The 22,076-nt window shown below is 64.4% G+C and carries 25 protein-coding genes and 2 tRNA genes; 15 read left to right on the forward strand and 12 right to left on the reverse strand.

The genetic code is table 11. From position 1 onward, the window contains the following. The first annotated feature begins 37 nt into the window (after window positions 1-37). Window positions 38-1,024, forward strand: a complete 987-nt coding sequence (gene meaB / locus BMI91_RS03720) for a methylmalonyl Co-A mutase-associated GTPase MeaB (protein WP_078603991.1) — start codon at window positions 38-40, stop codon at window positions 1,022-1,024. 17 nt (window positions 1,025-1,041) lie between these two features. Here meaB and BMI91_RS03725 read toward each other — a convergent pair whose 3' ends face one another. The 5 genes from BMI91_RS03725 to BMI91_RS03745 form a co-directional block, all read right to left on the reverse strand. Next, window positions 1,042-1,602 (reverse strand): copper chaperone PCu(A)C, encoded by a 561-nt coding sequence (locus BMI91_RS03725; RefSeq protein ID WP_078546104.1) that lies wholly within the window; start codon window positions 1,600-1,602, stop codon window positions 1,042-1,044. Window positions 1,603-1,641: 39 nt separating this feature from the next. Beyond that, the gene (locus tag BMI91_RS03730; RefSeq protein ID WP_146684005.1) at window positions 1,642-1,938 is read right to left on the reverse strand and encodes a hypothetical protein; all 297 of its coding nucleotides are present in this window, start codon (window positions 1,936-1,938) and stop codon (window positions 1,642-1,644) included. Between the two features lie 169 nt (window positions 1,939-2,107). Beyond that, window positions 2,108-2,395, reverse strand: coding sequence for a 50S ribosomal protein L28 (gene rpmB / locus BMI91_RS03735; RefSeq protein WP_078519735.1), 288 nt, complete (start codon window positions 2,393-2,395; stop codon window positions 2,108-2,110). Between the two features lie 182 nt (window positions 2,396-2,577). Beyond that, on the reverse strand, window positions 2,578-3,234 hold the full coding sequence (locus tag BMI91_RS03740) for a GntR family transcriptional regulator (RefSeq protein ID WP_078519736.1): 657 nt from the start codon (window positions 3,232-3,234) through the stop codon (window positions 2,578-2,580). A gap of 31 nt (window positions 3,235-3,265) precedes the next feature. Further along, complete coding sequence (locus BMI91_RS03745) at window positions 3,266-3,925, reverse strand: M48 family metallopeptidase (protein WP_244176546.1); 660 nt, start codon at window positions 3,923-3,925, stop codon at window positions 3,266-3,268. 179 nt (window positions 3,926-4,104) lie between these two features. On the opposite strand from BMI91_RS03745, the gene BMI91_RS03750 reads away from it, so the two are divergent. Next, on the forward strand, window positions 4,105-4,431 hold the full coding sequence (locus tag BMI91_RS03750; RefSeq protein WP_078519738.1) for a TIGR02300 family protein: 327 nt from the start codon (window positions 4,105-4,107) through the stop codon (window positions 4,429-4,431). Between the two features lie 248 nt (window positions 4,432-4,679). Then, a tRNA-Ala gene (locus BMI91_RS03755) sits at window positions 4,680-4,755 on the forward strand. Window positions 4,756-5,165: 410 nt separating this feature from the next. Here BMI91_RS03755 and BMI91_RS03765 read toward each other — a convergent pair. Then, window positions 5,166-5,242, reverse strand: a tRNA-Arg gene (locus BMI91_RS03765). A 146-nt stretch (window positions 5,243-5,388) separates the two neighbouring features. Beyond that, window positions 5,389-6,813 (reverse strand): sensor histidine kinase, encoded by a 1,425-nt coding sequence (locus BMI91_RS03770; protein ID WP_078539797.1) that lies wholly within the window; start codon window positions 6,811-6,813, stop codon window positions 5,389-5,391. A 304-nt stretch (window positions 6,814-7,117) separates the two neighbouring features. On the opposite strand from BMI91_RS03770, the gene rpmH reads away from it, so the two are divergent. From rpmH to yihA, 8 genes are all read left to right on the forward strand, one after another. Next, window positions 7,118-7,252, forward strand: coding sequence for a 50S ribosomal protein L34 (gene rpmH, locus BMI91_RS03775; RefSeq protein ID WP_075776231.1), 135 nt, complete (start codon window positions 7,118-7,120; stop codon window positions 7,250-7,252). A gap of 130 nt (window positions 7,253-7,382) precedes the next feature. Continuing rightward, window positions 7,383-7,811, forward strand: a complete 429-nt coding sequence (gene rnpA, locus BMI91_RS03780) for a ribonuclease P protein component (protein WP_078519740.1) — start codon at window positions 7,383-7,385, stop codon at window positions 7,809-7,811. After that, the gene (yidD, locus tag BMI91_RS03785; protein ID WP_078519741.1) at window positions 7,808-8,098 is read left to right on the forward strand and encodes a membrane protein insertion efficiency factor YidD; all 291 of its coding nucleotides are present in this window, start codon (window positions 7,808-7,810) and stop codon (window positions 8,096-8,098) included. Before rnpA ends, yidD begins: the two co-directional genes overlap by 4 nt. Further along, a complete protein-coding gene (gene ttcA / locus BMI91_RS03790; RefSeq protein WP_078603994.1) occupies window positions 8,091-8,972 on the forward strand; it encodes a tRNA 2-thiocytidine(32) synthetase TtcA in 882 nt (293 codons plus the stop codon). Before yidD ends, ttcA begins: the two co-directional genes overlap by 8 nt. An 81-nt stretch (window positions 8,973-9,053) precedes the next feature. Further along, a complete protein-coding gene (locus BMI91_RS03795; RefSeq protein WP_078603995.1) occupies window positions 9,054-10,673 on the forward strand; it encodes an EAL domain-containing protein in 1,620 nt (539 codons plus the stop codon). 191 nt (window positions 10,674-10,864) lie between these two features. Beyond that, window positions 10,865-12,712 carry a membrane protein insertase YidC gene (yidC, locus tag BMI91_RS03800; protein ID WP_078603996.1) on the forward strand — a complete coding sequence of 616 codons (1,848 nt, stop codon included), beginning with the start codon at window positions 10,865-10,867 and terminating at the stop codon, window positions 12,710-12,712. Next, window positions 12,709-13,476: an MOSC domain-containing protein gene (locus BMI91_RS03805; RefSeq protein WP_078603997.1), complete on the forward strand. Its 768-nt coding sequence runs from the start codon at window positions 12,709-12,711 to the stop codon at window positions 13,474-13,476. The genes yidC and BMI91_RS03805 overlap by 4 nt, the downstream gene beginning before the upstream one ends. Continuing rightward, on the forward strand, window positions 13,476-14,126 hold the full coding sequence (yihA, locus tag BMI91_RS03810) for a ribosome biogenesis GTP-binding protein YihA/YsxC (protein WP_078599522.1): 651 nt from the start codon (window positions 13,476-13,478) through the stop codon (window positions 14,124-14,126). The genes BMI91_RS03805 and yihA overlap by 1 nt, the downstream gene beginning before the upstream one ends. 21 nt (window positions 14,127-14,147) lie before the next feature. On the opposite strand, the gene argF is transcribed toward yihA, so the two are convergent. The 3 genes from argF to BMI91_RS03825 all read right to left on the reverse strand — a co-directional run bounded on the left by argF (window position 14,148) and on the right by BMI91_RS03825 (window position 17,310). Then, the gene (gene argF, locus BMI91_RS03815; RefSeq protein ID WP_078519747.1) at window positions 14,148-15,074 is read right to left on the reverse strand and encodes an ornithine carbamoyltransferase; all 927 of its coding nucleotides are present in this window, start codon (window positions 15,072-15,074) and stop codon (window positions 14,148-14,150) included. 88 nt (window positions 15,075-15,162) lie between these two features. Continuing rightward, on the reverse strand, window positions 15,163-16,341 hold the full coding sequence (locus tag BMI91_RS03820) for an aspartate aminotransferase family protein (protein ID WP_078603998.1): 1,179 nt from the start codon (window positions 16,339-16,341) through the stop codon (window positions 15,163-15,165). Between the two features lie 222 nt (window positions 16,342-16,563). Then, complete coding sequence (locus tag BMI91_RS03825; RefSeq protein ID WP_078520030.1) at window positions 16,564-17,310, reverse strand: ZIP family metal transporter; 747 nt, start codon at window positions 17,308-17,310, stop codon at window positions 16,564-16,566. 154 nt (window positions 17,311-17,464) lie between these two features. Between BMI91_RS03825 and BMI91_RS03830 the strand changes: the two genes are divergently transcribed. Next, complete coding sequence (locus BMI91_RS03830; RefSeq protein ID WP_078603999.1) at window positions 17,465-18,628, forward strand: alpha-hydroxy acid oxidase; 1,164 nt, start codon at window positions 17,465-17,467, stop codon at window positions 18,626-18,628. A gap of 10 nt (window positions 18,629-18,638) precedes the next feature. On the opposite strand, the gene BMI91_RS03835 is transcribed toward BMI91_RS03830, so the two are convergent. Continuing rightward, on the reverse strand, window positions 18,639-19,511 hold the full coding sequence (locus BMI91_RS03835; protein ID WP_078604000.1) for a bifunctional helix-turn-helix transcriptional regulator/GNAT family N-acetyltransferase: 873 nt from the start codon (window positions 19,509-19,511) through the stop codon (window positions 18,639-18,641). 185 nt (window positions 19,512-19,696) lie between these two features. Between BMI91_RS03835 and BMI91_RS03840 the strand changes: the two genes are divergently transcribed. From BMI91_RS03840 to pth, 3 genes are all read left to right on the forward strand, one after another. Further along, window positions 19,697-20,332 carry a 50S ribosomal protein L25/general stress protein Ctc gene (locus BMI91_RS03840; protein WP_078569525.1) on the forward strand — a complete coding sequence of 212 codons (636 nt, stop codon included), beginning with the start codon at window positions 19,697-19,699 and terminating at the stop codon, window positions 20,330-20,332. 189 nt (window positions 20,333-20,521) lie between these two features. Next, window positions 20,522-20,812, forward strand: a complete 291-nt coding sequence (locus tag BMI91_RS03845; RefSeq protein WP_078604001.1) for a hypothetical protein — start codon at window positions 20,522-20,524, stop codon at window positions 20,810-20,812. A gap of 86 nt (window positions 20,813-20,898) precedes the next feature. Further along, the gene (gene pth / locus BMI91_RS03850) at window positions 20,899-21,609 is read left to right on the forward strand and encodes an aminoacyl-tRNA hydrolase (protein WP_078604002.1); all 711 of its coding nucleotides are present in this window, start codon (window positions 20,899-20,901) and stop codon (window positions 21,607-21,609) included. Here pth and BMI91_RS03855 read toward each other — a convergent pair whose 3' ends face one another. Further along, window positions 21,610-22,044: a VOC family protein gene (locus BMI91_RS03855; RefSeq protein WP_078519753.1), complete on the reverse strand. Its 435-nt coding sequence runs from the start codon at window positions 22,042-22,044 to the stop codon at window positions 21,610-21,612. Window positions 22,045-22,076 lie beyond the last annotated feature (32 nt).

The raw sequence follows: 22,076 nt of genomic DNA on the forward strand, positions 1-22,076 counted from the left end.
TTTGACACGAATACCCAAAATCAGCGAAAGCCTGCCGATGACCAAACAAAGCCCCGCCGACCTCGCTCCGCGCATTCTGGCCTCCGATCGCCGCGCCTTGGCCCGCGCGATCACGCTGGTGGAATCGGGCCGGGCGGAGCATCGCGCGCAGGCGGTCGAACTCTTGGATACGTTGGCAGGCGAAGGGCGTCAGGCGCTGCGCATTGGGCTTTCGGGCACGCCGGGCGTGGGCAAATCCACCTTCATCGAAGCCTTCGGGATGATGCTGACCGCGAAGGGGCTGAAGGTCGCCGTGCTGGCGGTCGATCCCTCCTCGGCCCGCTCGGGCGGCTCGATCTTGGGCGACAAGACCCGGATGGAGCGCCTGTCGCGCGATCCCAATGCTTTCATCCGTCCCTCGCCTAGCCAAGCGCATCTCGGCGGCGTCGCTCGGCGTACCCGCGAGGCGGTGTCTCTGTGCGAGGCGGCGGGCTTCGACGTGGTGCTGATCGAGACCGTGGGCGTCGGCCAGTCCGAGACGCTCGTGGCCGAGATGGTGGATCTGTTCGTGCTGCTGATGGCCCCAGCTGGCGGCGACGAGTTGCAGGGCGTCAAGCGCGGCATCATGGAGATGGCCGACCTGATCTTGGTGAACAAGGCGGATGGCGATCTGAAACCGGCCGCGATGCGGACAGTCTCGGATTACGCGGGCGCGCTGCGGCTGCTGCGCAAGCGGCCTCAGGACCCCGAAGGGTTCCCCAAGGCGCTGCCGGTCTCGGCGATGGAAGCGAACGGGCTGGAGAAGGCTTGGGACGAGATGACCGCGCTGGCCGAGTGGCGGCGCGCGAACGGGCATTTCGATCAGCGCCGGGCTGAGCAGGCGCGGCACTGGTTCGAAGCAGAGGTCCGCGAAGGGCTTCTTGCAAGACTGCGTCAGGACCCGGAGATCCGGGCAAAGATGCGCGAGCTGGGCGATGCCGTGGCCAGCGGCGAGAGCGCGGCCTCTGCGGCCGCAGCCGAGATGCTGGAGCAGTTGGGCGGCTGAGCGCCGCCCTGCCCCGATCACATATCGCTTTCTTTCTTGTCCATCGTGGGCTCGGTATGTTCCGGCTCCCCGTGGGTCATGTCTTCATGTGAAATCTGCGGATCGGCGACCGGCGCGGTCTCCTGCGACGGTGCGGCAGGCTGATCGCGGTTGAGATCGACCGGGATGTCCACGACCATCAGACCCGTCTTCTCGAAGCGCAGGTTGAGCGTGACCATGTCGCCTTGATGGAGCGGCTGGTTCAGCCCCATGAACATGACGTGATCGCCGCCACGCTGCAGGACATGTTCGCCCTTGGCGGGGATTTCGAAGCCCTCCTTGACCTCAAGCATCTGCATCTCGCCATTCGGGCCTTGCTTATGGGTGTGTAGCTCGACGCGCGCGGCGACGTTCGAGCTGACCGAGAGAAGGCGATCGTCGAGATCGGAGATGTTCTTGATCTCCATGAAGGCCGCCGCCGATTTCGACATCGGGGTGGAGACCCGGACGTAAGGGTCGAGGATCTGGATCGGTTCGGCGGCGAAGGCGGGGAGAGCTGCGGCGATCAGGGCCGCGCTCATCAGGTATTTGCGGATCATTTGCGTCTCCTGTGGGTGTGTTCGTCTGAAAGCTTGGGATCAGACGGGCACGGGCGGTCCGCGGGCGCGCGGCACCACGACGGCCTGCGCCTGCGCGGTCTCGGGCTCGACCGTCTCGACGCTGCGCCCCTCGCCCTGGGGCGGTGTCGGCAGAGCCGGCGCGAGCGCGACGGCGGCCATCATCGTCAGCACCATGTCGGGGCAGATATGGGCGGGGCCGGTCGGGTTGCCCTCGGCATCGACGCTGACCGTGGTCACGCCGTAGCCGGTGCAGAGCACCACCTCGCCCGCGACGCGCGCCTGACCGCGTGCGACCGCCATCGTCATGCTGGTCATGGCCAGCATGAGCGCCGCGGCGATCCCGATTGGCAACTTGAAGCGCGTCCTCCACATGGCGCTCACACTAGCGTGACGACGCAGGGAGGGAAATACGGCAGATAACGCCGCATAAGCAAAAACCCCGCGCCGAAGCGCGGGGTTTTCGTAACCGTGCATCCGGAAAGGATCAGGCGGCTGCCTGAGCTTTCGCGATCGCTTTCTTGATCTTCAGAGCATTCACCGACAGCTCTGCATCCTTCGCCTTGGCGAGGAACGCGTCGAGACCGCCGCGATGGTCAACCGAGCGCAGGCCGGCTGCGGAAACGCGCAGCTTGAAGCTCTGGCCCAGGGTGTCCGAGATCAGGGAGACATCGTTCAGGTTCGGCAGGAAGCGACGACGCGACTTGTTGTTCGCGTGGCTCACTTTGTTGCCCGTCGTGGGGCCCTTGCCGGTCAGTTCGCAAACGCGCGACATGGCATTCTTCCTTCGTTTCTTACCTGGCCGAAGTTACGCGAATCGCGCGCCCGGCCCCAACATGAGAAGGCGCCGCATGGCAGCGCCCGAAAATCTGTTGGCGCGGAATACGGGCAATGGCGTCTCGCGTCAAGTCGCCCAAGCCGTTTTTATGCCCCTCACGCATCGCTTAAGGGGCGGTTTTACCAGCCACGCTGGGCCAGGTGACGCAAACCCTGGGTCACATCGGTGCGCACGGCCAATCGAAGCGCCGGTTCGTCGCCCGCACGCAGAGCCGAGAGAATCATCCGGTGGTGCCGCGGCGGCTCGTTGCGCTGCAGCTTGGTGTAGACGGCGCGCATCGTCGGCCCCAGCTGCAGCCAGACGGTTTCGATCACCGCGAGCATCGCGGGCGCCTGCGCGCGCAGATAGAGCGTGCGGTGGAATTCGAGGTTCGTGCGGATGTAGCCGACCGCATCCTGCTTCGCGACGGCCTCCGCATTGGCGACGTTGATCGCGCCGAGACGGTCGATCAGCGCGAGGTGCGCCCGCGGCAGGGCGCGGGCCGACAGCTCCGGCTCGATCAGTGCGCGCAGCGCCGCCAGTTCCTCGATCCGCTCGTTCGACAGTTCCGGCGTGGCGACGCGGCCCGAACTCGACAGCGTCAGCGCCCCTTCAGCGACCAGCCGCCGCAGCGCCTCGCGCGCGGGGGTCATGGAGACACCGTATTGCTTGCCCAAGCCCCGCAGCGTCAACGCGGTGCCCGGCAGCAACTCCCCCACCATGATCTGCTGACGCAAGGCGCGGTAGAGCCGATCATGCGCTGCGGTCTCGATGGGGCGTGTGGAAATCGTGGTCATGCGCTTTTTGTGATCACGTTAGCGGCCGGGGTCAATCTCGAAACCGGATCGCATGCAGCGCGGACCCTTCACGCTTGAGCCAGGCGCGCTCTGTCTTGAAGCTCGGACGCAGGGCTTCGACGACGCGCCAGAAGGCGGGCGAGTGATTCATCTCCTCGAGATGCGCGACCTCATGGGCCGCGACGTAGTCGAGCACCTCCGGCGGCGCCATGATCAGGCGCCAGCTATAGGAGAGCGCCCCGGTGGAGCTGCACGAGCCCCAGCGCGAGCGCGTATCGCGAATCGTGATCTTGGCGAAGTCGCGCCCGATCTCGGAGGCATAGCGCGCGCTGGCCGCATGGAGCCGCATCCGGGCCGCGTGTTTGAAAAAGGTCTCGACCCGCACGCCCAGACGCGCTGGGTCTTCGGGCACCAAGAGCCGCGCGCCGTCGATCTTCGGGCTGCGCAATCGTGCGGGCTCCAATGTCAGCATCTGCCCCTCGAAGGGGATACCTTGCCCGAATCGTACCGCCTGCGCGGGCGGAATCGCACCGAGGGTCTTGCGCAGCCATTCGGTTTGCGAGCGCGCGAAGGCCAAAGCCTCGCGCTCGGACGCACCCCGCGGGATCGTGAGCGCCACCCGGCCGTCCACCCGCGACACCCGCAACGAGAACCTGCGCGCACGCCCGGAGCGGCGCAGAACCAACTCCACCTCAGGCAGTTCCGGAATGGGGGGCGTGCGGGACAGAAGTTTTCTCCGAAAGGTTCGACAGCATGAGGCGGCCCACGGATCGCAGCCCGGCCAGAAAAGGCACGAAAAGGCTTTGACACCCTGCCCGGCATGTGGCAGGTGGCTGCGACTCTGCTGGATTAAGTGCGCAGGAGAATTCCATGCCGAAAGAGGAATGGGGCGTCAAGCGTCTGTGCCCGCATTGCGCGAGCCGGTTTTACGACCTGAATAACGACCCGATGACCTGCCCGGTCTGCAACAACACCTTTACCCTCGAGGCTCTGACCTCGGGCAGCGGTCGTACGCTTACGACCGACAAGACGTCGTCTCAGAAAGACGATGACGTCAGTCTCGGAGATGACGATCTCGACACCGATGACGGTGACGTGGATCTCGACGACGATCTGCTCGACGACGACGACGATGACGACAATGTCTCGCTCGATGACATCGCGGATGTCAGCACCGAGGATAAGGAAGACAACTGATCGGCTGGGCCGCTCGGGACCATTGATCAAGGCGCGACGGGAAACCGTGGCGCCTTTTTCTTTGGTGCCGCGCCGGGCCCGGGCACGCAGCCTCGCGCACCGTTTCCGGGTGCGGATGAAGGCTGACGTTCGGGAAGGTAAGAGTGACGAAATTTTCGCGCGGTTCGGGGCGAAATTCCTCTTGCGCCGCCGCGGCGCTTTGCCTATACGCCTCCCCACACAGCGGGGCTACCCGCTGGACCTCCGGTGGGGCCATAGCTCAGTTGGGAGAGCGCTTGAATGGCATTCAAGAGGTCAGGGGTTCGACTCCCCTTGGCTCCACCAAACAAACTTCGATACGCCGAAAACCCCGCCCTTCGTGGCGGGGTTTCGCGTTTCCGAGGGTTTTGTTTTCTGAAAGCAGCTGAGCATCACGGCGCTCCCGACAGACGCCTGAGAGAGCCTCGAGAGGACCTCCAAGCGTCTTGCCTTTGGACCCCGCCCGGGAGAGGGCGCAGAGCGTCGATCAGCGCCCATAGCCACCCTTCAAACATCTCCGCGGCACCCCACACCCATGCGCGACCCGGAGCTCCTCTCGCAGCGCAGCGAGAGCTTGTCGGACGAGGCAACTCTAAGAACGACCGAGGGCCCACGGCGCAACATGCACGACCGACAGAGCGCGCAGACCGCAGCAGACAACGGCGCGAACGACAGGCATGGCCTGCAAGGCATTGGTTTTCAGCAGGAGGGGGAAATGGCGGACCCGGGACGATTCGAACGCCCGACCCCTTGATTCGTAGTCAAGTGCTCTATCCAGCTGAGCTACGGGTCCGCTTATGTGGGGCGATGTAACGGCCACGTCGGAGCGATGCAAGAGCAAATTCGAGGCAATTTTGGAAAACCGTCAAAATTCTTGGATGCCCTCGCGGAAGCCCTGAAGATCGGCACGCACCTCCCGGAACGTAACCCCGCGCAGGCTCAGGAAATTGCGCCCGCGCCCTTCTCGGAGGCGCAATCCAGCGCGATATCCGAGGGCAGGAAGATGCGGAACTCGGTGCCGTTGCCGTCGGTCCGCACCAAGTCCAGACGCCCGCCATGGCCACGAATCAACTCGGCCGCGATGGCCAGGCCCAGCCCCGTGCCGCCCGCGCGGGTCCCGCCGGTGAAGGGCTTGAAAAGGTGTTCGCGCGCAGTCTCCGGCAGGCCGGGGCCGCTATCTTGCACGCGAATCCACCAGCCATCGGCATTCTCACCTGCGCCGATCTCCACCGTGCCGTTCTGGCCGGTCGCCTCGATCGCCTGTCGGGCGTTGCGCACGAGGTTGTTGAGCACGCGATAGAGCTGCTCGCGGTCGGCGCGGATCACCAAATTCGGCGGCATGTCGGTGACGAAATCGACGAGCGGGCCCTCGCTCGGGTGCTCTTCGTTCTCCAGAACTTCCTGCGCCAGTTCTCCGAACATGAAGCGCGACAGCGTCGGCGGCGGCTCCTTTGCCTTGCCGAAGGCGAGCGTCGTTTCACACAGGTTGATCGCGCGCTCGATCGAGCCGGTCAGCTTCGGGGCGGCGCGCTTCACGCCGGGATCGTCGGAGCTTTCCATCCGATCGGCGAAGAGCTGCGCCGTCGTCAGGATGTTGCGCAGATCGTGGCTGATCTTGGCGACCGCTTGGCCCAGCTGCGCGAGACGCTCCTTCTGGCGCAGCGACGCGGTGAGCTGCTGCTGCATCGAGGCCAGCGCCTCTTCAGCCACGCGCAGTTCCTCGACGCTGGCCTGCGGGGTTATGATGCGCCGCGCATCCTCGGGCGCGTCCGCATAAGAAGACATATGCGCGACCAGCCGCTTGATCGGCACGACCATCAGCCGGCGCACGAGGAGGAACAGCAAAACGGCGGTGATCACCGAGAAGACCGCCGAGATCGACAAGAGCCGCAGCCCGTATTCGACCATCGCGATCCGCATCGGTTCGGTCGCGAGCGTCACCTCGATCACGATACCGCCCTTCTGCACCGGCTGGCCCAGCACCCGGATCACACGATCCCCGGAATCGAAGAGCGCGTGGACCGCATCGCGAATCCGCGTCCATTCCGTCGAATCGCGCAGGTCGTATGTTTCGGTCACCGGAGAGGGAATCGGCGAGGACAGCACCAGCTGCCGCGCCGCGTCTCTGCGCAGCACCACGTTGAAGACGCCCGCATTGGACAGAAGCTCTTTTTCCAGATCGGGCGCGATGGTGGTGTCGGTGGTCAGAAGCGCAAGCGAGGCGATCTGCGCGCGCTCAAGTCGCGTCAAAAGATAGTCTTCGCGAAAATTCGCCAAACCCGGCAAAAGGATCAACGCCTCGGCGAGCACCACGAAAACCGTGGTCAGGATCAGAAAACGTCCTGAAAGAGTGTTCACTTTCATCGCCTATCAAACGCAAGGCCGCCCAACAGGGTCGGCCCGTCCCCTTCAATGTCACTCTTGATGCACCGCCGGTCAGGATGCAAGGATACCGTCCCCTGCGTCAGCCGCGCTTTGCGCACAAGATAGGCGGCTCGCGCAGAAGGCAAAACCCCGTGAGCGGTCACGATCCGTGCGAAGCGACCGGAAAAGCCGGAAAAACCCGCTTTGGCGAATTGACTTGGAGGGGAGAGGTCACTAAAGAGCGGCTTCGAAATGCTATCTGGCCCTCGAATCCTGTTTCTGGGCCCGAACCGGAGTGAAAACGATGAAACGCACGTTCCAGCCGTCGAACCTCGTTCGCGCCCGTCGCCACGGCTTCCGCAGCCGCATGGCCACGAAGGGTGGACGCCGGGTTCTCAACGCCCGTCGCGCGAAGGGCCGTAAGCGTCTGTCGGCTTAAGGCCGTTACAGCCGCGACTGGCTTTTGACGCCGCCGGATGCTTTTCGCAGGTCGGGCCCTCGGGTCGGATCGGTGAAAAGACCGGCGGCTTCGCTATTTTGCGCGTCGTTTATTCGCCGGAGGTCGCCTGATGGCCGCCATACGCTCAGATGATCCGACTCGTCCGACCGCGGTTTTGCGGCAGCGGGCGGATTTCCTGAAAGCGGCCTCGGCGCAGCGTAAGGGAATGCCCGGCTTTCTGCTGCAGGCGCGCAAGCGCCGCGAGGGCGAGCCCGTCGCCCCCGATCTGATCCGCGTGGGCTTCACCTGCTCGAAGAAGCTCGGCAACGCGGTGGCGCGCAATCGCGCCAAACGCCGCCTGCGCGAGATCGCACGGCAGGTTCTGCCCAAGGCGGGTCGGCCGGGCTGGGACTATGTTCTGGTCGGGCGCCCCGAAGCGACCGCCACCCGCGACTTCGCCGCCATGCTGGCCGAATTCGAGACTGTGCTCACGATCATTCACGATTTGCCGATCTCCCCGCCGCGGCCGCGCAAACCCAAGGGGAGCAAACGCAAATGAGCCCCCTCGCCCGAATCCTCGCCCTGCCGGTTCACGCCTATCGCTTACTGCTGAGCCCCTGGATGGGGCATGGATGCCGCTACCAGCCGACCTGTTCGTCCTATGCGCTCGAAGCGCTCGAACGGCATGGTGCGGTGAAGGGTGGATGGTTGGCCGGGAAGCGGCTCCTGAGCTGCCACCCCTGGGGCGGGCATGGCTATGACCCGGTGCCCGGCGCCGATCCCGAATTTGACGCCGCCCATCGTTGCGCCCATGCGCATGACGCGAAGGACACTCCAGATGCTTGATGACGAAGACAGCCCGATCCATCCGCTTTTCGCAGGCGCGCCCTCGACGACCGAGTTCAAGAAGCTGCGCAAGCGCATCGTGCGCGAGACACGCGAGGCGATCGAGAAATACGGGATGATCGAACGCGGGCAGCGGTGGCTGGTCTGCCTCTCGGGCGGCAAGGACAGCTATACGCTTCTGGCCGTGCTGCACGACCTGCAGTGGCGCGGGCTGCTGCCGGTGGAGCTGCTGGCCTGCAATCTCGATCAGGGCCAGCCGGGGTTCCCTGCAACCGTGCTGCCGGAATTCCTCGAGAAGATGGGCGTGCCGCATCGGATCGAATATCAGGACACCTATTCGATCGTAATGGACAAGGTCCCGCAGGGCCGCACCTATTGCGCGCTGTGCTCGCGGCTGCGGCGCGGCAACCTCTATCGGATCGCGCGCGAGGAAGGGTGCTCGGCGGTCGTGCTGGGCCATCACCGCGATGACATCTTGGAAACCTTCTTCATGAACCTGTTCCACGGCTCGCGCCTTGCGACGATGCCGCCGAAGCTGTTGAACGAGGAAGGCGATCTCTTCGTCTATCGCCCGCTGGCCTTCGTCTCCGAGGCTGATTGCGAGAAATTCGCCCGCGCGATGGACTATCCGATCATCCCCTGCGACCTCTGCGGCTCTCAGGACGGGCTGCAGCGCCAGCAGGTGAAGATGATGCTCGACGGCTGGGAGAAGAACGCCCCCGGCCGCCGGAACAAGATGTTCAAGGCGCTGATGAACGCACGCCCCTCGCATCTGTGCGACCCCTCGATCTTCGATTTCGCGGGGCTCGAGCGCCGCGCGGAGGGTGAAGCGGATTTTAACGAAAACGTCCCGGATTTGCGCGAGCGCGATTAACCGGCTGATCACAAATGACGTCTAGCCTTACTGGCGAAGGGGGGCCTTGAGGGGCCCGCATGTGCCACGGGGGTAGGTATCATGGGTAATGACGGGGGCAAGCGCGCCGCCCGCAAATCAGAGCTGCGCGCCAGGTATAACGGCAAGCCGGGTCCGGTTCTGCTCCGACGCGAGATGATCGCCTTTTTGCCGGCCTGCGGGCTCGCCCTGCTTTGGGTCGGGCCGGAGGCGATGGTGCTGATCGGTCTGACCGCGATTCTGGTGGGCTGGATGACACGCCCCCTGCCCGTTCCGCCCGAGATCGACGAGGAAGGATGCGACCCCGCGACCGGCCTGCTGCCGCCGCATGCCGCGATTTCCGAGATGGCCGCCTCCTTGCAGGACGCACAGCAGCGCAACCGCCCGACCGGATGCCTGATCCTCGGGCTCGACACACCCGATCAGGTTCTGCGGCGACTGCACCCGAAGGAATTCGACCTTCTGCTGCGCCGGATTGGCGAACGGCTACAGGCGCAGTTGCGCAGCGGCGATGTGGTCACGCGCTGGGACGGCGCGCGGTTCGCGGTGCTGCTGCGCCCGACGCCGCGGCTTGGCCTCGAAGGGATGATCCAGCTTTGCGGCCGCCTTCAGGAAGCGGTGAGCGAGCCTTACGTGATCGCCGAGCAGGCGCAGGAGATCACCATGCATATCGGGTTTCACCTCGTGGGTCGAAGTGCTGCGACCCCGGCCTATCGCGACGACGCGGCCACGCAGGCCAAGGCTGACGCGCGCGCCAACACAGAGGCGGAGGCGGCGCTCTCGCGCGCCGAGACTGCGGCCAACCGCGCGATGCAGTCCGGCCCGGGGGCGATCCGTTCCTCCCGCTCGGACAAGATCGCCACGAAAGAGCCGGGCCCGCATCCGCTGTCCGCCAGTGTCGGAGAGGCGCTCGAAGCGGGCCATATCAAGGCGTTTTTCCTGCCGCAGATTTCCACCGACACAGGCTATATCAGCGGATTCCAGGCGATTCCGCGCTGGCTTCATGCGCAACGCGGCATTATGACCGAACGCGAGATACTTCCCGCGATCGAGGCTGCAGGGCTTGGCGCGCGCTTCTCCGAGGTCATGCTCTACGCGACCTTCGGCGCGCTGCGCGACATCGCCCGCGACGGCAGCGACTTCGGCCCGGCCTCGCTTCCCTTCCTGCCCGGGCAGATGAGCGACCCGAAGCTGGCCGAGCGGCTAGCCTGGGAATTCGATCGCTTCGAGGTCGCCCCGACCCGGCTGCGGCTGATCGTCCCGCAGGCGATGGTGGCGCGGCTCGACGATCCGGTCTGCAGCCATACGCTGCACGCGATCAAGCGCCTCGGCTGCCTGATCGAACTGGCGGGTTTCGGCTCCGGACCCGTCTCGGCGGAGACGATCCGCCAGATCGGGCCGCAGCGGCTGCGCATCCATCGCTCGCTCACGGCGGAGATCGACCACAACACCGAACACCAGCGCCTGACCGCCGCGATCGTGTCGATGGCCGAAGGTCTTGGACTGGAGACACTCGCCGAAGGGGTGCCGGGGATCGCCGAACACGCGATGCTGTGCCAGTTGGGCTGCTCGGCGGTGCAGGGCCCGGCGATTGCCGCGCCGATGCCGATCAGCGAATTCCTCGAATGGGCGGAACGCCATCGCACCAAGCTCGACGCGACGCCGCAAATCGGCAGGCGTTGAACCACCCCAAAGCCCGGGCCGCAAACCGAGTCGCAGACCGGGCTTTGCCACTGCGGACCCCGGATCCGGGCCGAAAGCGTGATGGCAAACCATGCCCGATCCACTGTTTCAAGGGAAAATGGCTTGACCTTTGGCTGCCCCTTCTGTTGAACCCATGCAAGTTTTCGACAGGCTTGTGGAATTAGGGCTTCATGGACAACCAAAACAAGAATCTCATTCTCGCGGTGGTGCTTTCCGCGCTCGTGCTGGGCGTCTGGACCTACTTCTTCCCGCCCACGGAAGACACGACAACGGCACCGAGCCAACCGGTCGCAGAGCAGAGCGCTTCGCCCGAAGCCACTGATATCGCACCGAAGACCGCCGCCGACTCCACAGGCGCGCCGGTCGATACGGCGACGATGTCCCAAGCCGCGAGCGCCCAATCCCAGAGCGCCGCGCGCATCGAGATCGACACCCCCGCGGTCGAGGGCTCGATCTCGACTCTCGGCGGGCGTTTCGACGACCTGTCGCTCAAGAAATACAAGGAAACGCTGGCTGAGGATTCGCCCGACGTGCGGCTTCTGTCGCCGATCGGCGGCGATACCAGCAATTCGACCCTGCCCTATTACGTCGTCTATGGCTGGCTGCCCGCAGGCGGTCTGCCCGGCGATCAGGTGCCCGGTCCGAACACGGTCTGGACGCAGGTCGGCAACGGCAAGCTCACGCCCGACACCCCGGTTACGCTGCAATGGGACAATGGCCACGGCCTGACCTTCCAGCGCGAGATCTCGGTCGACGACAAGTATCTCTTCACGATCAAGCAGTCGGTGCAGAACGGCACCGACGCTGCGGTGAAGCTTGCCCCCTACGGCATCATCGCGCGTCACGGCATCCCGCAGGAGCGCCGCGTCTACGTGCTCCACGAAGGCCTCGTGGCGATGGATGACGGCAATCTCGAAGAGATCAAATACAAGAACGTCACCAAGCTCGACAACAAGGGCGCCGAGGGTCAGGCCGAGATCAAGCAGGTGCAGGACGCCGGCTGGACTGGCTTCACCGACAAATACTGGCAGACCGTTCTGGCGCCGATCTCGGGCCCCTTCACCTCGGTCGTGAAATATTCGGGCGAGAAGTCCGACATCTACCAGACCGAGACCCGCCTGCCGGTGATCGACGTCGCGCCGGGCGCCAAGGGCGACGCGCAAACCCACCTCTTCGCCGGTGCGAAGGAATGGGAAACCCTGCGCGACTATCAGGACAATGTCCCGATCCCGAAATTCGTCGACTCGCTCGACTGGGGCTGGTTCTACTTCCTCACCAAGCCGATGTTCCGCCTGCTGCACTTCCTGCATGGCGCGATCGGCAACATGGGCTGGGCGATCATCGCACTGACCTTCATCATCAAGCTGATCGTCTTCCCGCTGGCACGGAAGTCCTACATCTCGATGGCGCGCATGAAAGAGCTGCAGCCCGAGATGGAGAAGATGAAGGAAGCTGCCGGCGACGACCGCCAGAAGATGCAGCAGGGCATGATGGAGCTGTACAAGAAGCACAAGGTGAACCCCGCCGCGGGCTGTCTGCCGCTTCTGATCCAGATCCCGATCTTCTTCTCGCTCTATAAGGTGATCTACGTCACGATCGAACTGTATCACGCGCCGTGGATCGGCTGGATCCATGACCTTTCGGCTCCCGATCCGACCTCGATCCTGAACCTGTTCGGCCTGCTGCCCTTCGCAGCGCCCGATCCGGGCTCGCCGCTCTTCATCCTGTCGCTCGGTATCCTGCCGATCCTGCTGGGTGTGTCGATGTGGTTCCAGCAGCGTCTGAACCCGGCGCCGACGGATAAGACTCAGGCGATGATCTTCGCGTGGATGCCGTGGGTCTTCATGTTCATGCTGGGCAGCTTCGCCTCGGGCCTCGTGCTGTACTGGATCACGAACAACACGATCACGTTCCTGCAGCAGTACACGATCATGTCGATGCACGGGAAACGCCCGGATCTGTTCGGCAATATTAAAGAGAGCTTCCAGCGGAAGAAACCCGCCGAAGAGAAGAAATGAGCGCAACGCTCTCTCGCATCTACCGACATCCGATCAAGTCGATCGGGGTAGAGGAACTGAAGGACGCGTCCCTTGAAGAGGGGCGCGTCTTGCCTTGCGACCGGGAGTGGGCGGTGCTGCACGAGCGCTCCAAGGTGGGCGTCGGCGCGGAGGGACGTGCCGATAGCTGGGGCCAGAAGATCAACTTCGTGATCGGGCGCTCCGCGCCGGGGCTGATGGGGGTCACCTCTCGGATGCTCGATAACGGGCACATCCTGCTGGAGCATCCCGAGCAGTGGCATCTCGAGATCGACCCCGAGCGCGAAGCCGACCAGCGCAAGCTATTCGAATGGCTGCGCACCTTCTGGCCGGACAGTGCACCGCGCCCGACTGCGCTGGTGCGCGGCCCCGACCGGGCCTTCACGGACGATCCCCTGCCCTATGTCTCGTTGATCGGGCAGGCCTCGCTCGACGATCTCTCGGCACGAGTGGGCAAGCAGATCGACCGCCGCCGCTTCCGCGCCAATCTCTGGGTCGAGGGCTGGGAGCCTTTCGCGGAGATGGACCTGATCGGCAAGACGGTGCGCGTTGGCGAGGCGGAACTGCAACTGCGCGCCTGTATCGGGCGTTGCCGTGCGACGGACGCCAATATCGAGACGGGCGAACGCGATATCGACATGCTGGAAGAGCTGGAACGCCACTACGGGCATACCGACCTTGGCGTGTTCTGCCTCGTCACCAAACCGGGCCGCATCGCGCGCGGCGACAAGATCGAGGTACTCTGATGGAGTTGAATTTCCCGCTAGCCGAGGCCCCCGACGATTTTTCGCGTGAGCGCGGTCGCAAGCTCTTCGCCGCTCCCGTCGAGTTCCTCAAGGGCGTCGTCGCGATGAAAGGGCTGCCGCCTGCCGACCGGATCGAGGTCTGCTTCGCGGGCCGCTCCAATGTTGGCAAGTCGAGCCTGATCAACGCGCTGACGAACCGCCGCAATCTTGCGCGGGCGTCGAACACGCCGGGCCGGACGCAGGAGATCAATTATTTCACCACGCAGGACGGTCCCTATCTGGTCGACCTTCCCGGCTACGGGTTCGCGCAGGCCCCCGTCGCGGTCGTCGCGAAATGGCAGGCGCTGCTGAAGGATTATCTGTCGGGCCGCGCCACGCTGCGCCGCGCCTTCGTGCTGATCGACACGCGTCACGGCGTGAAAGCGGTGGACGAGGAAATCCTGACGCTGCTCGACCGCGCTGCCGTCCCCTTCCAGGTCGTGATGACGAAGGCGGACAAGGTCAGCGCAAAGGATTGCGAGAAGGTGCTGGATCAGGTGCGCAAGGCGCTGACGAAGCACCCGGCCGCCTTCCCCGAGATCGTGCTGACCTCGTCCGAGAAGGGCGAAGGGATCGAGACGCTGCGCGCGATCATCGCCGGGCTGGAGTAACCCCCTGCCCGGCTGCTGTCGTTATTTACCGAGGCAGTAGCGCATCACCGCCTTTTGCGCGTGCAGACGGTTCTCGGCCTCGTCGAAGATCACCGAGGCCGGGCCGTCCATGACGCCGCTCGTCGCTTCGTCATTCCGGTGCGCGGGCAGGCAATGCATGAAAAGCGCGTCGGGCTTGGCGTGGCTCATCAGCTCCTCGTTGACCTGATAGGGCCGCAGCTGGTTGTGGCGACGCTCTTTCGCGGATTCCGGGTCGTGCATCGACACCCAGGTATCGGTGACAATCAGATCGGCGCCCTCGACGGCCTTGACCGGATCCCGCTCGATGGTGATCGGGTGGCCGGCCTTCTCGGCCACGTCGAGCCAGGCGCGCTCGGGATCGAGCGTTTCCGGACCCGTGAAGGTCAGATCGAAGCCGAACTGCGCCGCCGCATGGGCGAAGCTCGCGAAGACGTTGTTGCCGTCGCCCGACCAGACCACCTTCTTGCCCGCGATCGGCCCGCGCTGCTCTTCATAGGTCATCACATCGGCCATGATCTGGCACGGGTGGGTGCGGTCGGTGAGACCGTTGATCACCGGCACCGAGGCATATTCGGCCATCTCTAGCAGGGTTTCCTCTTCGAAGGTCCGGATCATGATCAGATCGACATAGCGCGACAGAACGCGGGCGGTGTCAGCGATGGTCTCGCCATGGCCCAGCTGCATATCCGCGCCCGAGAGCACCATCGACTGACCGCCCATCTGGCGCACGCCGACATCGAAGCTGACGCGGGTCCGGGTCGAGGGCTTCTCGAAGATCAGCGCAACCATGTGACCGGCGAGCGGCTGCTCGTCATCGGGCGCGCCTTTCGGGCGACCGTTGCGGGCCTGCTTCATCGCGATGCCTTGGTCGATCATGGACCGCAGCGCTGCGGGGTCGGTTTTGTGGATATCGAGGAAATGGTTCATCGGTTTGTCTTTCGTGGAGGGGCCTGAGGGGCTGTCCGCCCCGCTGCGCTCCCGCGCAGCCCCCGAGGATATTTACGCCAAGAGGAAGTCAGGCGGCCTTTTCGAGTTGCGACGCGGCGGCATCGAGACGGGTCACCGCCTCGGCCAGATCGGCCTCGGAAATGTTCAGCGCGGGCAGAAGGCGCAGCACATTATCGGCAGCGGGCACGGTCAGCAGGTGCTGATCATAGGCGGCGGCGACCAAGTCGGTCGGCGCGCGCTTGCATTTGAGCCCGAGCATCAGACCGGTGCCGCGCACGCTCTCGAACGTGTCGGGATGCGCGGCGATCAACCCTTCGAGCTTCTGGCGCAGGAAGCCAGCGCGCGCGTTGACCTGATCGAGGAAGGCTGGCTCGGAGACGATCTCCATCACCTTGGCGCCGACCGCGCAGCCCAGCGGGTTGCCGCCATAGGTCGAGCCATGCGTGCCCGCGACCATGCCGGAGGCGGCCTCCTCAGTCGCCAGCACCGCGCCCAGCGGGAAGCCCCCGCCGATGCCTTTCGCGACCATCATGATGTCAGGGGTGATGCCCGCCCATTCATGCGCGAAGAGCCGTCCCGAACGGCCCACGCCGCATTGCACCTCGTCGAAGATCAGGAGCGCGCCCGTCTCGTCGCAGAGATCGCGCAGTCCTTTCAGGCACTGATCGGGCACCGGGCGGATACCGCCCTCGCCCTGGATCGGCTCGATCAGGATGGCCGCGGTCTTGTCGGAGACGGCGGCCTTGAGCGCCTCGTGATCGCCCCAGGGAAGCTGGGTGAAACCGGGCAGCAGCGGGCCGAAGCCCTTCACCATCTTTTCCGAATTCGGCGTGGCCGAAATCGCACCGGTGGAGCGGCCATGGAACGCGCCATCGAAGGTGATGATCTCGGTTCGATCTTCGCCCTTCGAGGACCAGTATTTCCGCGCCATCTTGATCGCGAGTTCAGCGGCCTCGGTGCCGGAATTGGTGAAGAAGACCGTATCGGCGAAGGTCTTCTCGACCAGCGCATCGGCCAGCGCCTGCTGCTGCGGGATCTGGTAGAGGTTCGAGACATGCCACAGCTTGCTCGCCTGCTCGGTCAGCGCCTCGACCAGTTCGGGGGCGGCATGACCCAGCGCATTCACCGCGATCCCCGCGCCCATGTCGAGATATCGGGTCCCGTCCGCCGTCTCCAGCCAGGAACCCTCGCCCTTCACGAAGGCGAGCGGTGCGCGATTATAGGTCGGCAAAACGGAGGGGATCATCGGGTCAAACTCCAGTAAGAGAAGGCAAATTCGTGCAACAGTCCCGGGGGGCTGTCAACATTCAGGGGCCTAAGGTCAGCGATTTGGGATAGGGTGTGGCGGCATGCCACGGCAGATCGGACGTCAGGCGCTTCAGCGGCGACGTCGGGGACGGGCGATATATGCGGTCCGTGCGATCATGCGTTTGCGCTTACGCCGGGGCAGCGCGGAAGTAAAGAGGGTTTAGCCAAGCGTCACGTCGAGGAACATCATCAGGATCAACCCGAAAAGCAGCCCCGCGGTCGCGCGGTTCTGATGCCCGTTGCGGTGGGTTTCGGGCAGGATCTCGTGGCTGATGATGTAGAGCATGGCGCCCGCCGCGAAGGTCAGCCCCCATGGCAGCAGCGCGCCGGAGACTGACACGGCAGCCGCGCCGACCAGCGCGCCCACGGGCTCGACCGCCCCGGTCATCGCGGTGACGAAGAAGGCTTTGCGGCGGGTATAGCCCTGCCCGATCAGCGCGACGGCCACAGCCAGCCCCTCGGGGATGTCCTGCAGCGAGATGCCGGTCATCACCGAGAAGCCGTTCTCGTTGCCCGCGCCGAAAGCGACGCCGATCGACAGGCCTTCGGGGAAGTTGTGGATCGTGATCGCGATCACGAAAAGCCAGATCCGCGCCAGTTGCGCCGCATCTGCCCCTTCGCGCCCTGATGTGAAATGCTCATGCGGCAGGGTCGCGTTCAGCCAGGCCACGAAGCCCGCGCCAATGGCGATGCCGATTGCGGCGATGGCGGCGGCGACCCAGACCGAGCCGAACATGGTCTCGGCCACGTCGATGCCCGGCAGGATCAGCGAGAAATACGAGGCCGAGAGCATCACGCCCGCCGCGAAGCCCAGCATCGTATCGGCTGTGCGCTGGCTCATGGAGCGCCCGAGCAGCGCCGGGATCGCCCCGGCAGCCGTTGCGACGCCCGCCACCATGCCGCCCATAAGGCCGAGCCAAATCTCGTTCACGCCGCTCTCCTTTTCGTGTTCGCCCGGCGAGATGGGAACGGATCGCGCATGATTGCAAGCCTTGCGATGGGTGATTGCGCAAATTTCGAGGGATTGGTAAGGAAACTTAACCACGGAGAGAGGAACCCCCATGCCCGTCATCACCTCCATCGCCGATCTGAAACGTCTGCATAAGCGCCGCACGCCGAAGATGTTCTACGATTACGCGGAGAGCGGCTCCTATACCGAGCAGACCTTCCGCGAGAATACCGAGGACTTCGCGCAGATCCGCCTCAACCAGCGGATTGCGCGGGACATGACGGGGCGCACGACGAAATCGACGATGCTGGGTCAGGAGGTCGCGATGCCGGTGGCGCTCGCGCCCGTGGGGCTGACGGGTATGCAGCGCGCCGATGGCGAGATCAAGGCGGCGAAGGCAGCGGAGAAATTCGGCGTGCCCTACACGCTGTCCACGATGTCGATCTGCTCGATCGAGGACGTGGCCGAGAATGTCAGCGAGCCCTTCTGGTTCCAGATCTACACGCTGACCGATGACGACTATAACAAGCGGGTGCTGGAGCGGGCACGGGCAGCGGGCTGTTCGGCGCTGGTGATCACGGTCGATCTGCAGCTGCTGGGCCAGCGCCACAAAGACCTGAAGAACGGGCTGACCGCGCCGCCGAAATTCACCCCGGCCGTGCTGGCCGATCTGGCGACAAAATGGCGCTGGGGCATCGAGATGCTGCAGACCAAGCGACGCTTCTTCGGCAATATCGTGGGCCATGTAGACAGCGCCGCCGATCCCGCCTCGCTGTCGTCGTGGACCGCGGAGAAGTTCGATCAGTCGCTGAACTGGGACCGGATCAAGCAGCTCATGGATATGTGGGGCGGCAAGGTGATCCTGAAGGGGATTCTCAGCGAGGAAGACGCCGAGATGGCCGCCGCGACCGGGGCCGATGCGATCGTGGTCTCGAACCATGGCGGGCGTCAGCTCGACGGGGCGCTCAGTTCGATCCGGATGCTGCCGAAGATCGTCAATGCGGTCGGCGACAAGACCGAGGTCTGGCTCGATAGCGGCATCCGCTCGGGGCAGGACGTGCTCAAGGCGCTGGCGCTTGGCGCGAAGGGCGTGATGATCGGGCGCGCCTATGTCTACGGTCTGGGCGCGATGGGCGAGCCGGGCGTGACCAAGGCGCTGGAGGTCATCCAGAAGGAGCTCGACACCTCGATGGCGCTGTGCGGCGAGCGTCGGATCGAGAATCTGGGCCGGGACGATCTGCTGATCCCCAATGGCTTCTTCGACACCTATTCCTAAGGGCGGGCTCCTAAGGGTTTAGGCGCTTCTCGAAGAACCGATCGGGATAGGGATCGTCGTTGAATCGGTCGATCTCGTCCCAGCCGAAGCGGTGATACATCGCGACCGCTTCGGGCAGCGCCGAATTTGTATCCAGCCGCAGATGCAGCTGGCCCAAGTCGCGCGCCGCCGCCTCGATCGCCTCCATCAACTGCCGCGCCAGCCCGAGGCCACGCGCGGCAGGCGCGATCCAGACGCGCTTCACCTCGGCATAATCCGCCCCGCCCTTCAGCGCCGCGCAGCCCACCGGCACTCCGTCGGACAATGCGAGCAGGAAGGTGCCACGGGGCGGGCGCATATCGTCGGCCTCGGGATCTTTCGACAGGTTCACATCGAAGCCACCTTCAAACCGGGCGGCAAGTTCCGCGTAATAGTGCTGAAGGCAATCCCGCGCCCGCGGGTCGAGCGGATCGCAGGGCACGATTTCGATCTCGGCGCGGGTCAGTGCCGTCGCGATCAGATCCATCGCCGCCAAGAGCGCGGTCTGGTCGGGATGGCGCGAGAGGATATCCGCCGCCTGCGCATCAGAGAGCCGTTCGTATTCCGCGAATTCCGCCTGCCCCGCCTCGGTCAGACGCGCGATGCGGCGCCGCCCGTCTTCGGGATCGTCCTCCACGACGATCAGCCCTTCGCTTTCCAGCCCGCGCAGCAGACGGCTCATCAGCCCGGAATCGAGCGCCAGAGCCTGACGCAGCTTGGCGACATCGCCCTGCCCACGCCCGATCGCATTGAGCACCCGCGCAGAGCCCAACGGCCGCCCACGATCGAGAAACGATGAGTTCAGCGCGCCCACCTGCCGGGTGACGGCCCGGTTGAACCGGCGTATATGCGCGAGTGCGTCCATGGGAATACCTGACCTGCGTCCGAGATTATTTCTGATATTAGTCAGATATCCTTCTATAGCAACCCGTATTCCGCCACGCCGTCGCTTTCCCCTTGCCATCACGGCCAATCCCGAGTATCCGCGCGGCTTCATGGGCCCGACACCCTTGGAGGCGGCCCATCACTTTGACAAATTGGAGACCAGTTATGGCAAAAGAGATCGAAACGATCGAAGCCGTGGCGCGTACGGGGACGGGCAAGGGGGCCGCTCGGCAAGCGCGTCGTGAGGGCCTCGTGCCCGGTATCGTCTACGGCGACGGCAAGGACCCGGTTGCAATCAACCTCGACTACAACCGCCTGATCACCCGCCTGCGTAAAGGCCGCTTCATGTCCACCCTCTTCAACCTGAAGATGGACGGCCAGGAAGATGTCCGCGTGATCTGCCGCGGCGTTCAGAAAGACGTCGTCAAGGACCTGCCGACCCACGTCGACTTCATGCGCACCCACCGCAACTCGCGCATCTCGCTCTTCGTGCATGTCGAGTTCATCAACCACGAGAAGGCGCCCGGCCTGAAGCGCGGCGGCACCCTCGTCGCAGTGCGTCCGGAAGTCGAACTCAACGTTCTCGCCGGTGATATCCCCGAGCAGATCGTGGTCGACCTCGAAGGCAAGCAGATCGGCGACACCATCCACATCTCCGACGTGGACCTGCCGAAAGGCGCCAAGCCGACCATCGAGCGTGACTTCGTGATCGCGAACGTCGCTCCGCCGAAAGGCTTCGGTGGTGGCTCCTCCGACGAGGACGAAGGCGAAGAAGCCAGCGAAGAAGCGACCGAAGAGTAATTCTTCTTCCGATGAGATTTTCGAGACGGGGCCTTTCGGGGCCCCGTTTTTCTTTGCCCAAAGCCGCAATTGCCGGCTGCGCGGCAAACCTCCGGCCAAACGCGCTCACATTTATGTGAACAAAAAATTTCTCGCCTTTTTTCCAAAACGCGATAGCTTCGAAGGTAATACAACCTAAAGGCTAGTCACATGCTGGAGCTTATCGCACTCGTTCTTGCAGCATTCGTGGTGCTACCGCCTAGAATGCTCAGCGCAATTGGTCGCGCCGTTTATGCCGTGCTGCGTCCGGTCCTGCGCCCGTTCTACCGCTTCGCGTCGAGACGACTCCCGCGCAACGGGTATGAAGAAATTGCGAAATGCAATATCGACGAGACCAGCGAGCGCCTCTTCGATGAGTTCGCCCTGCCCGAGCCGCAAGAGCGCCCGATCATAGTAGGCGAGTCGGGACGCCCGACTTATGTCGAATACCGCGCGGCTTAAGCGCGACGCCCCCTTTCCCCTGCGCGCCCGCTCACATATCCCTCGGTGAGCAGAGCCTCGACACCGGCGTTCGAAAGGGGAGACGCATGCAGCTTTGGGTGGGCCTGGGCAATCCGGGCGCGAAATACGCGAACAACCGTCACAATATCGGCTTCATGGCGCTCGACCGGATCGCCGAGGATCACGGCTTCGCCCCGTGGCGCGGCAAGTTTCAGGGTCAGGTGAGTGAGGGCCGTTTCGGCTCGACCCGCGTTGTGCTGCTGAAACCCGAAACCTTCATGAACCTATCCGGCCAATCCGTGCGCGCGGCCGCCGATTTCTACAAGGTCGATGTCTCCGACATCACCGTCTTCCATGACGAGCTGGACCTCGCCCCCGGCAAGTGCCGCCTCAAGCAGGGCGGCGGTCATGCGGGGCATAACGGGCTGCGCTCGATCCATCAGCATATGAGCCCCGACTATGCGCGGGTGCGGCTGGGCATCGGCCATCCGGGGCACAAGGACCGCGTGGCGGGCTATGTGCTCAACGATTTCCCGAAGGCGGAGCAGGAGATGCTCGACGACCTGCTGCGCGGGATCTCGGACGGGGCGCCTGCGCTGGCGGCGGGCGACGGCTCGAAATTCCTCAATGCGGTGAGCCTACGGGTCGCGCCGCCGCGCTCTTCGACCGGGACCAAGGCACCGGCCAAAGCCGACGCCCCTGCCCCGCAAGCCTCCCCGCAGCCCGCGCCGCAAAAGAAAGAGGCCACGGAAACCCGCAGCCCCTTCGACAAGCTCAAGGATCACTTCCGCAAGTGATCACCAGCTGCCGGTGTTCTCCATGCTCGACCACGGCTCCTGGATCGGCAGCGGCTCGCCCATCTGCAGCAGCTCGATCGAGATATTGTCGGGCGAGCGCACGAAGGCCATGTGACCGTCGCGCGGCGGGCGGTTGATCGTTACGCCATTGTCCATCAGGTGCTGGCACATCTCGTAGATGTTCTCGACGCGGTAAGCGAGGTGGCCGAAATGGCGGCTGTCCGAGGGCAGCCCGCTATCGCCGTCCCAGTTCCAGGTCAGCTCCACATCCGCCGTGCCGTCGTCCTGCTCGGGCGGGCACATGAAGACCAGCGTGAAGCGGCCCTTGTCGTTTTCGATGCGGCGGCGTTCCTTCAGGCCCAGAAGCTCGTAGAAGGCTTTCGATTTCTCGAGGTCGAGCACGCGGACCATCGTGTGCAGATATTCGATTTTCATGAACAGGCTTCCTTGGAACTGATTGCGGTTAA

Source organism: Thioclava sediminum (assembly GCF_002020355.1).
In the GTDB taxonomy this organism is placed as follows: Bacteria; Pseudomonadota; Alphaproteobacteria; order Rhodobacterales; family Rhodobacteraceae; genus Thioclava; species Thioclava sediminum.

Bases quoted from the DNA above. Each gene is read 5' to 3' on its own strand.
- rpmB (WP_078519735.1), bottom strand. From the start codon at position 2,395: ATGTCGCGCGTTTGCGAACTGACCGGCAAGGGCCCCACGACGGGCAAC.
- BMI91_RS03805 (WP_078603997.1), top strand. From the start codon at position 12,709: ATGAGCGCAACGCTCTCTCGCATCTACCGACATCCGATCAAGTCGATC.
- pth (WP_078604002.1), top strand. From the start codon at position 20,899: ATGCAGCTTTGGGTGGGCCTGGGCAATCCGGGCGCGAAATACGCGAAC.
- rpmH (WP_075776231.1), top strand. From the start codon at position 7,118: ATGAAACGCACGTTCCAGCCGTCGAACCTCGTTCGCGCCCGTCGCCAC.
- rnpA (WP_078519740.1), top strand. From the start codon at position 7,383: ATGGCCGCCATACGCTCAGATGATCCGACTCGTCCGACCGCGGTTTTG.
- ttcA (WP_078603994.1), top strand. From the start codon at position 8,091: ATGCTTGATGACGAAGACAGCCCGATCCATCCGCTTTTCGCAGGCGCG.
- BMI91_RS03770 (WP_078539797.1), bottom strand. From the start codon at position 6,813: ATGAAAGTGAACACTCTTTCAGGACGTTTTCTGATCCTGACCACGGTT.
- BMI91_RS03840 (WP_078569525.1), top strand. From the start codon at position 19,697: ATGGCAAAAGAGATCGAAACGATCGAAGCCGTGGCGCGTACGGGGACG.
- BMI91_RS03740 (WP_078519736.1), bottom strand. From the start codon at position 3,234: ATGACCACGATTTCCACACGCCCCATCGAGACCGCAGCGCATGATCGG.
- BMI91_RS03835 (WP_078604000.1), bottom strand. From the start codon at position 19,511: ATGGACGCACTCGCGCATATACGCCGGTTCAACCGGGCCGTCACCCGG.
- BMI91_RS03730 (WP_146684005.1), bottom strand. From the start codon at position 1,938: ATGACCAGCATGACGATGGCGGTCGCACGCGGTCAGGCGCGCGTCGCG.
- BMI91_RS03825 (WP_078520030.1), bottom strand. From the start codon at position 17,310: ATGGGCGGCATGGTGGCGGGCGTCGCAACGGCTGCCGGGGCGATCCCG.
- BMI91_RS03855 (WP_078519753.1), bottom strand. From the start codon at position 22,044: ATGAAAATCGAATATCTGCACACGATGGTCCGCGTGCTCGACCTCGAG.
- yidD (WP_078519741.1), top strand. From the start codon at position 7,808: ATGAGCCCCCTCGCCCGAATCCTCGCCCTGCCGGTTCACGCCTATCGC.
- meaB (WP_078603991.1), top strand. From the start codon at position 38: ATGACCAAACAAAGCCCCGCCGACCTCGCTCCGCGCATTCTGGCCTCC.
- BMI91_RS03750 (WP_078519738.1), top strand. From the start codon at position 4,105: ATGCCGAAAGAGGAATGGGGCGTCAAGCGTCTGTGCCCGCATTGCGCG.
- BMI91_RS03795 (WP_078603995.1), top strand. From the start codon at position 9,054: ATGGGTAATGACGGGGGCAAGCGCGCCGCCCGCAAATCAGAGCTGCGC.
- BMI91_RS03830 (WP_078603999.1), top strand. From the start codon at position 17,465: ATGCCCGTCATCACCTCCATCGCCGATCTGAAACGTCTGCATAAGCGC.
- BMI91_RS03845 (WP_078604001.1), top strand. From the start codon at position 20,522: ATGCTGGAGCTTATCGCACTCGTTCTTGCAGCATTCGTGGTGCTACCG.
- yidC (WP_078603996.1), top strand. From the start codon at position 10,865: ATGGACAACCAAAACAAGAATCTCATTCTCGCGGTGGTGCTTTCCGCG.
- argF (WP_078519747.1), bottom strand. From the start codon at position 15,074: ATGAACCATTTCCTCGATATCCACAAAACCGACCCCGCAGCGCTGCGG.
- yihA (WP_078599522.1), top strand. From the start codon at position 13,476: ATGGAGTTGAATTTCCCGCTAGCCGAGGCCCCCGACGATTTTTCGCGT.
- BMI91_RS03820 (WP_078603998.1), bottom strand. From the start codon at position 16,341: ATGATCCCCTCCGTTTTGCCGACCTATAATCGCGCACCGCTCGCCTTC.
- BMI91_RS03725 (WP_078546104.1), bottom strand. From the start codon at position 1,602: ATGATCCGCAAATACCTGATGAGCGCGGCCCTGATCGCCGCAGCTCTC.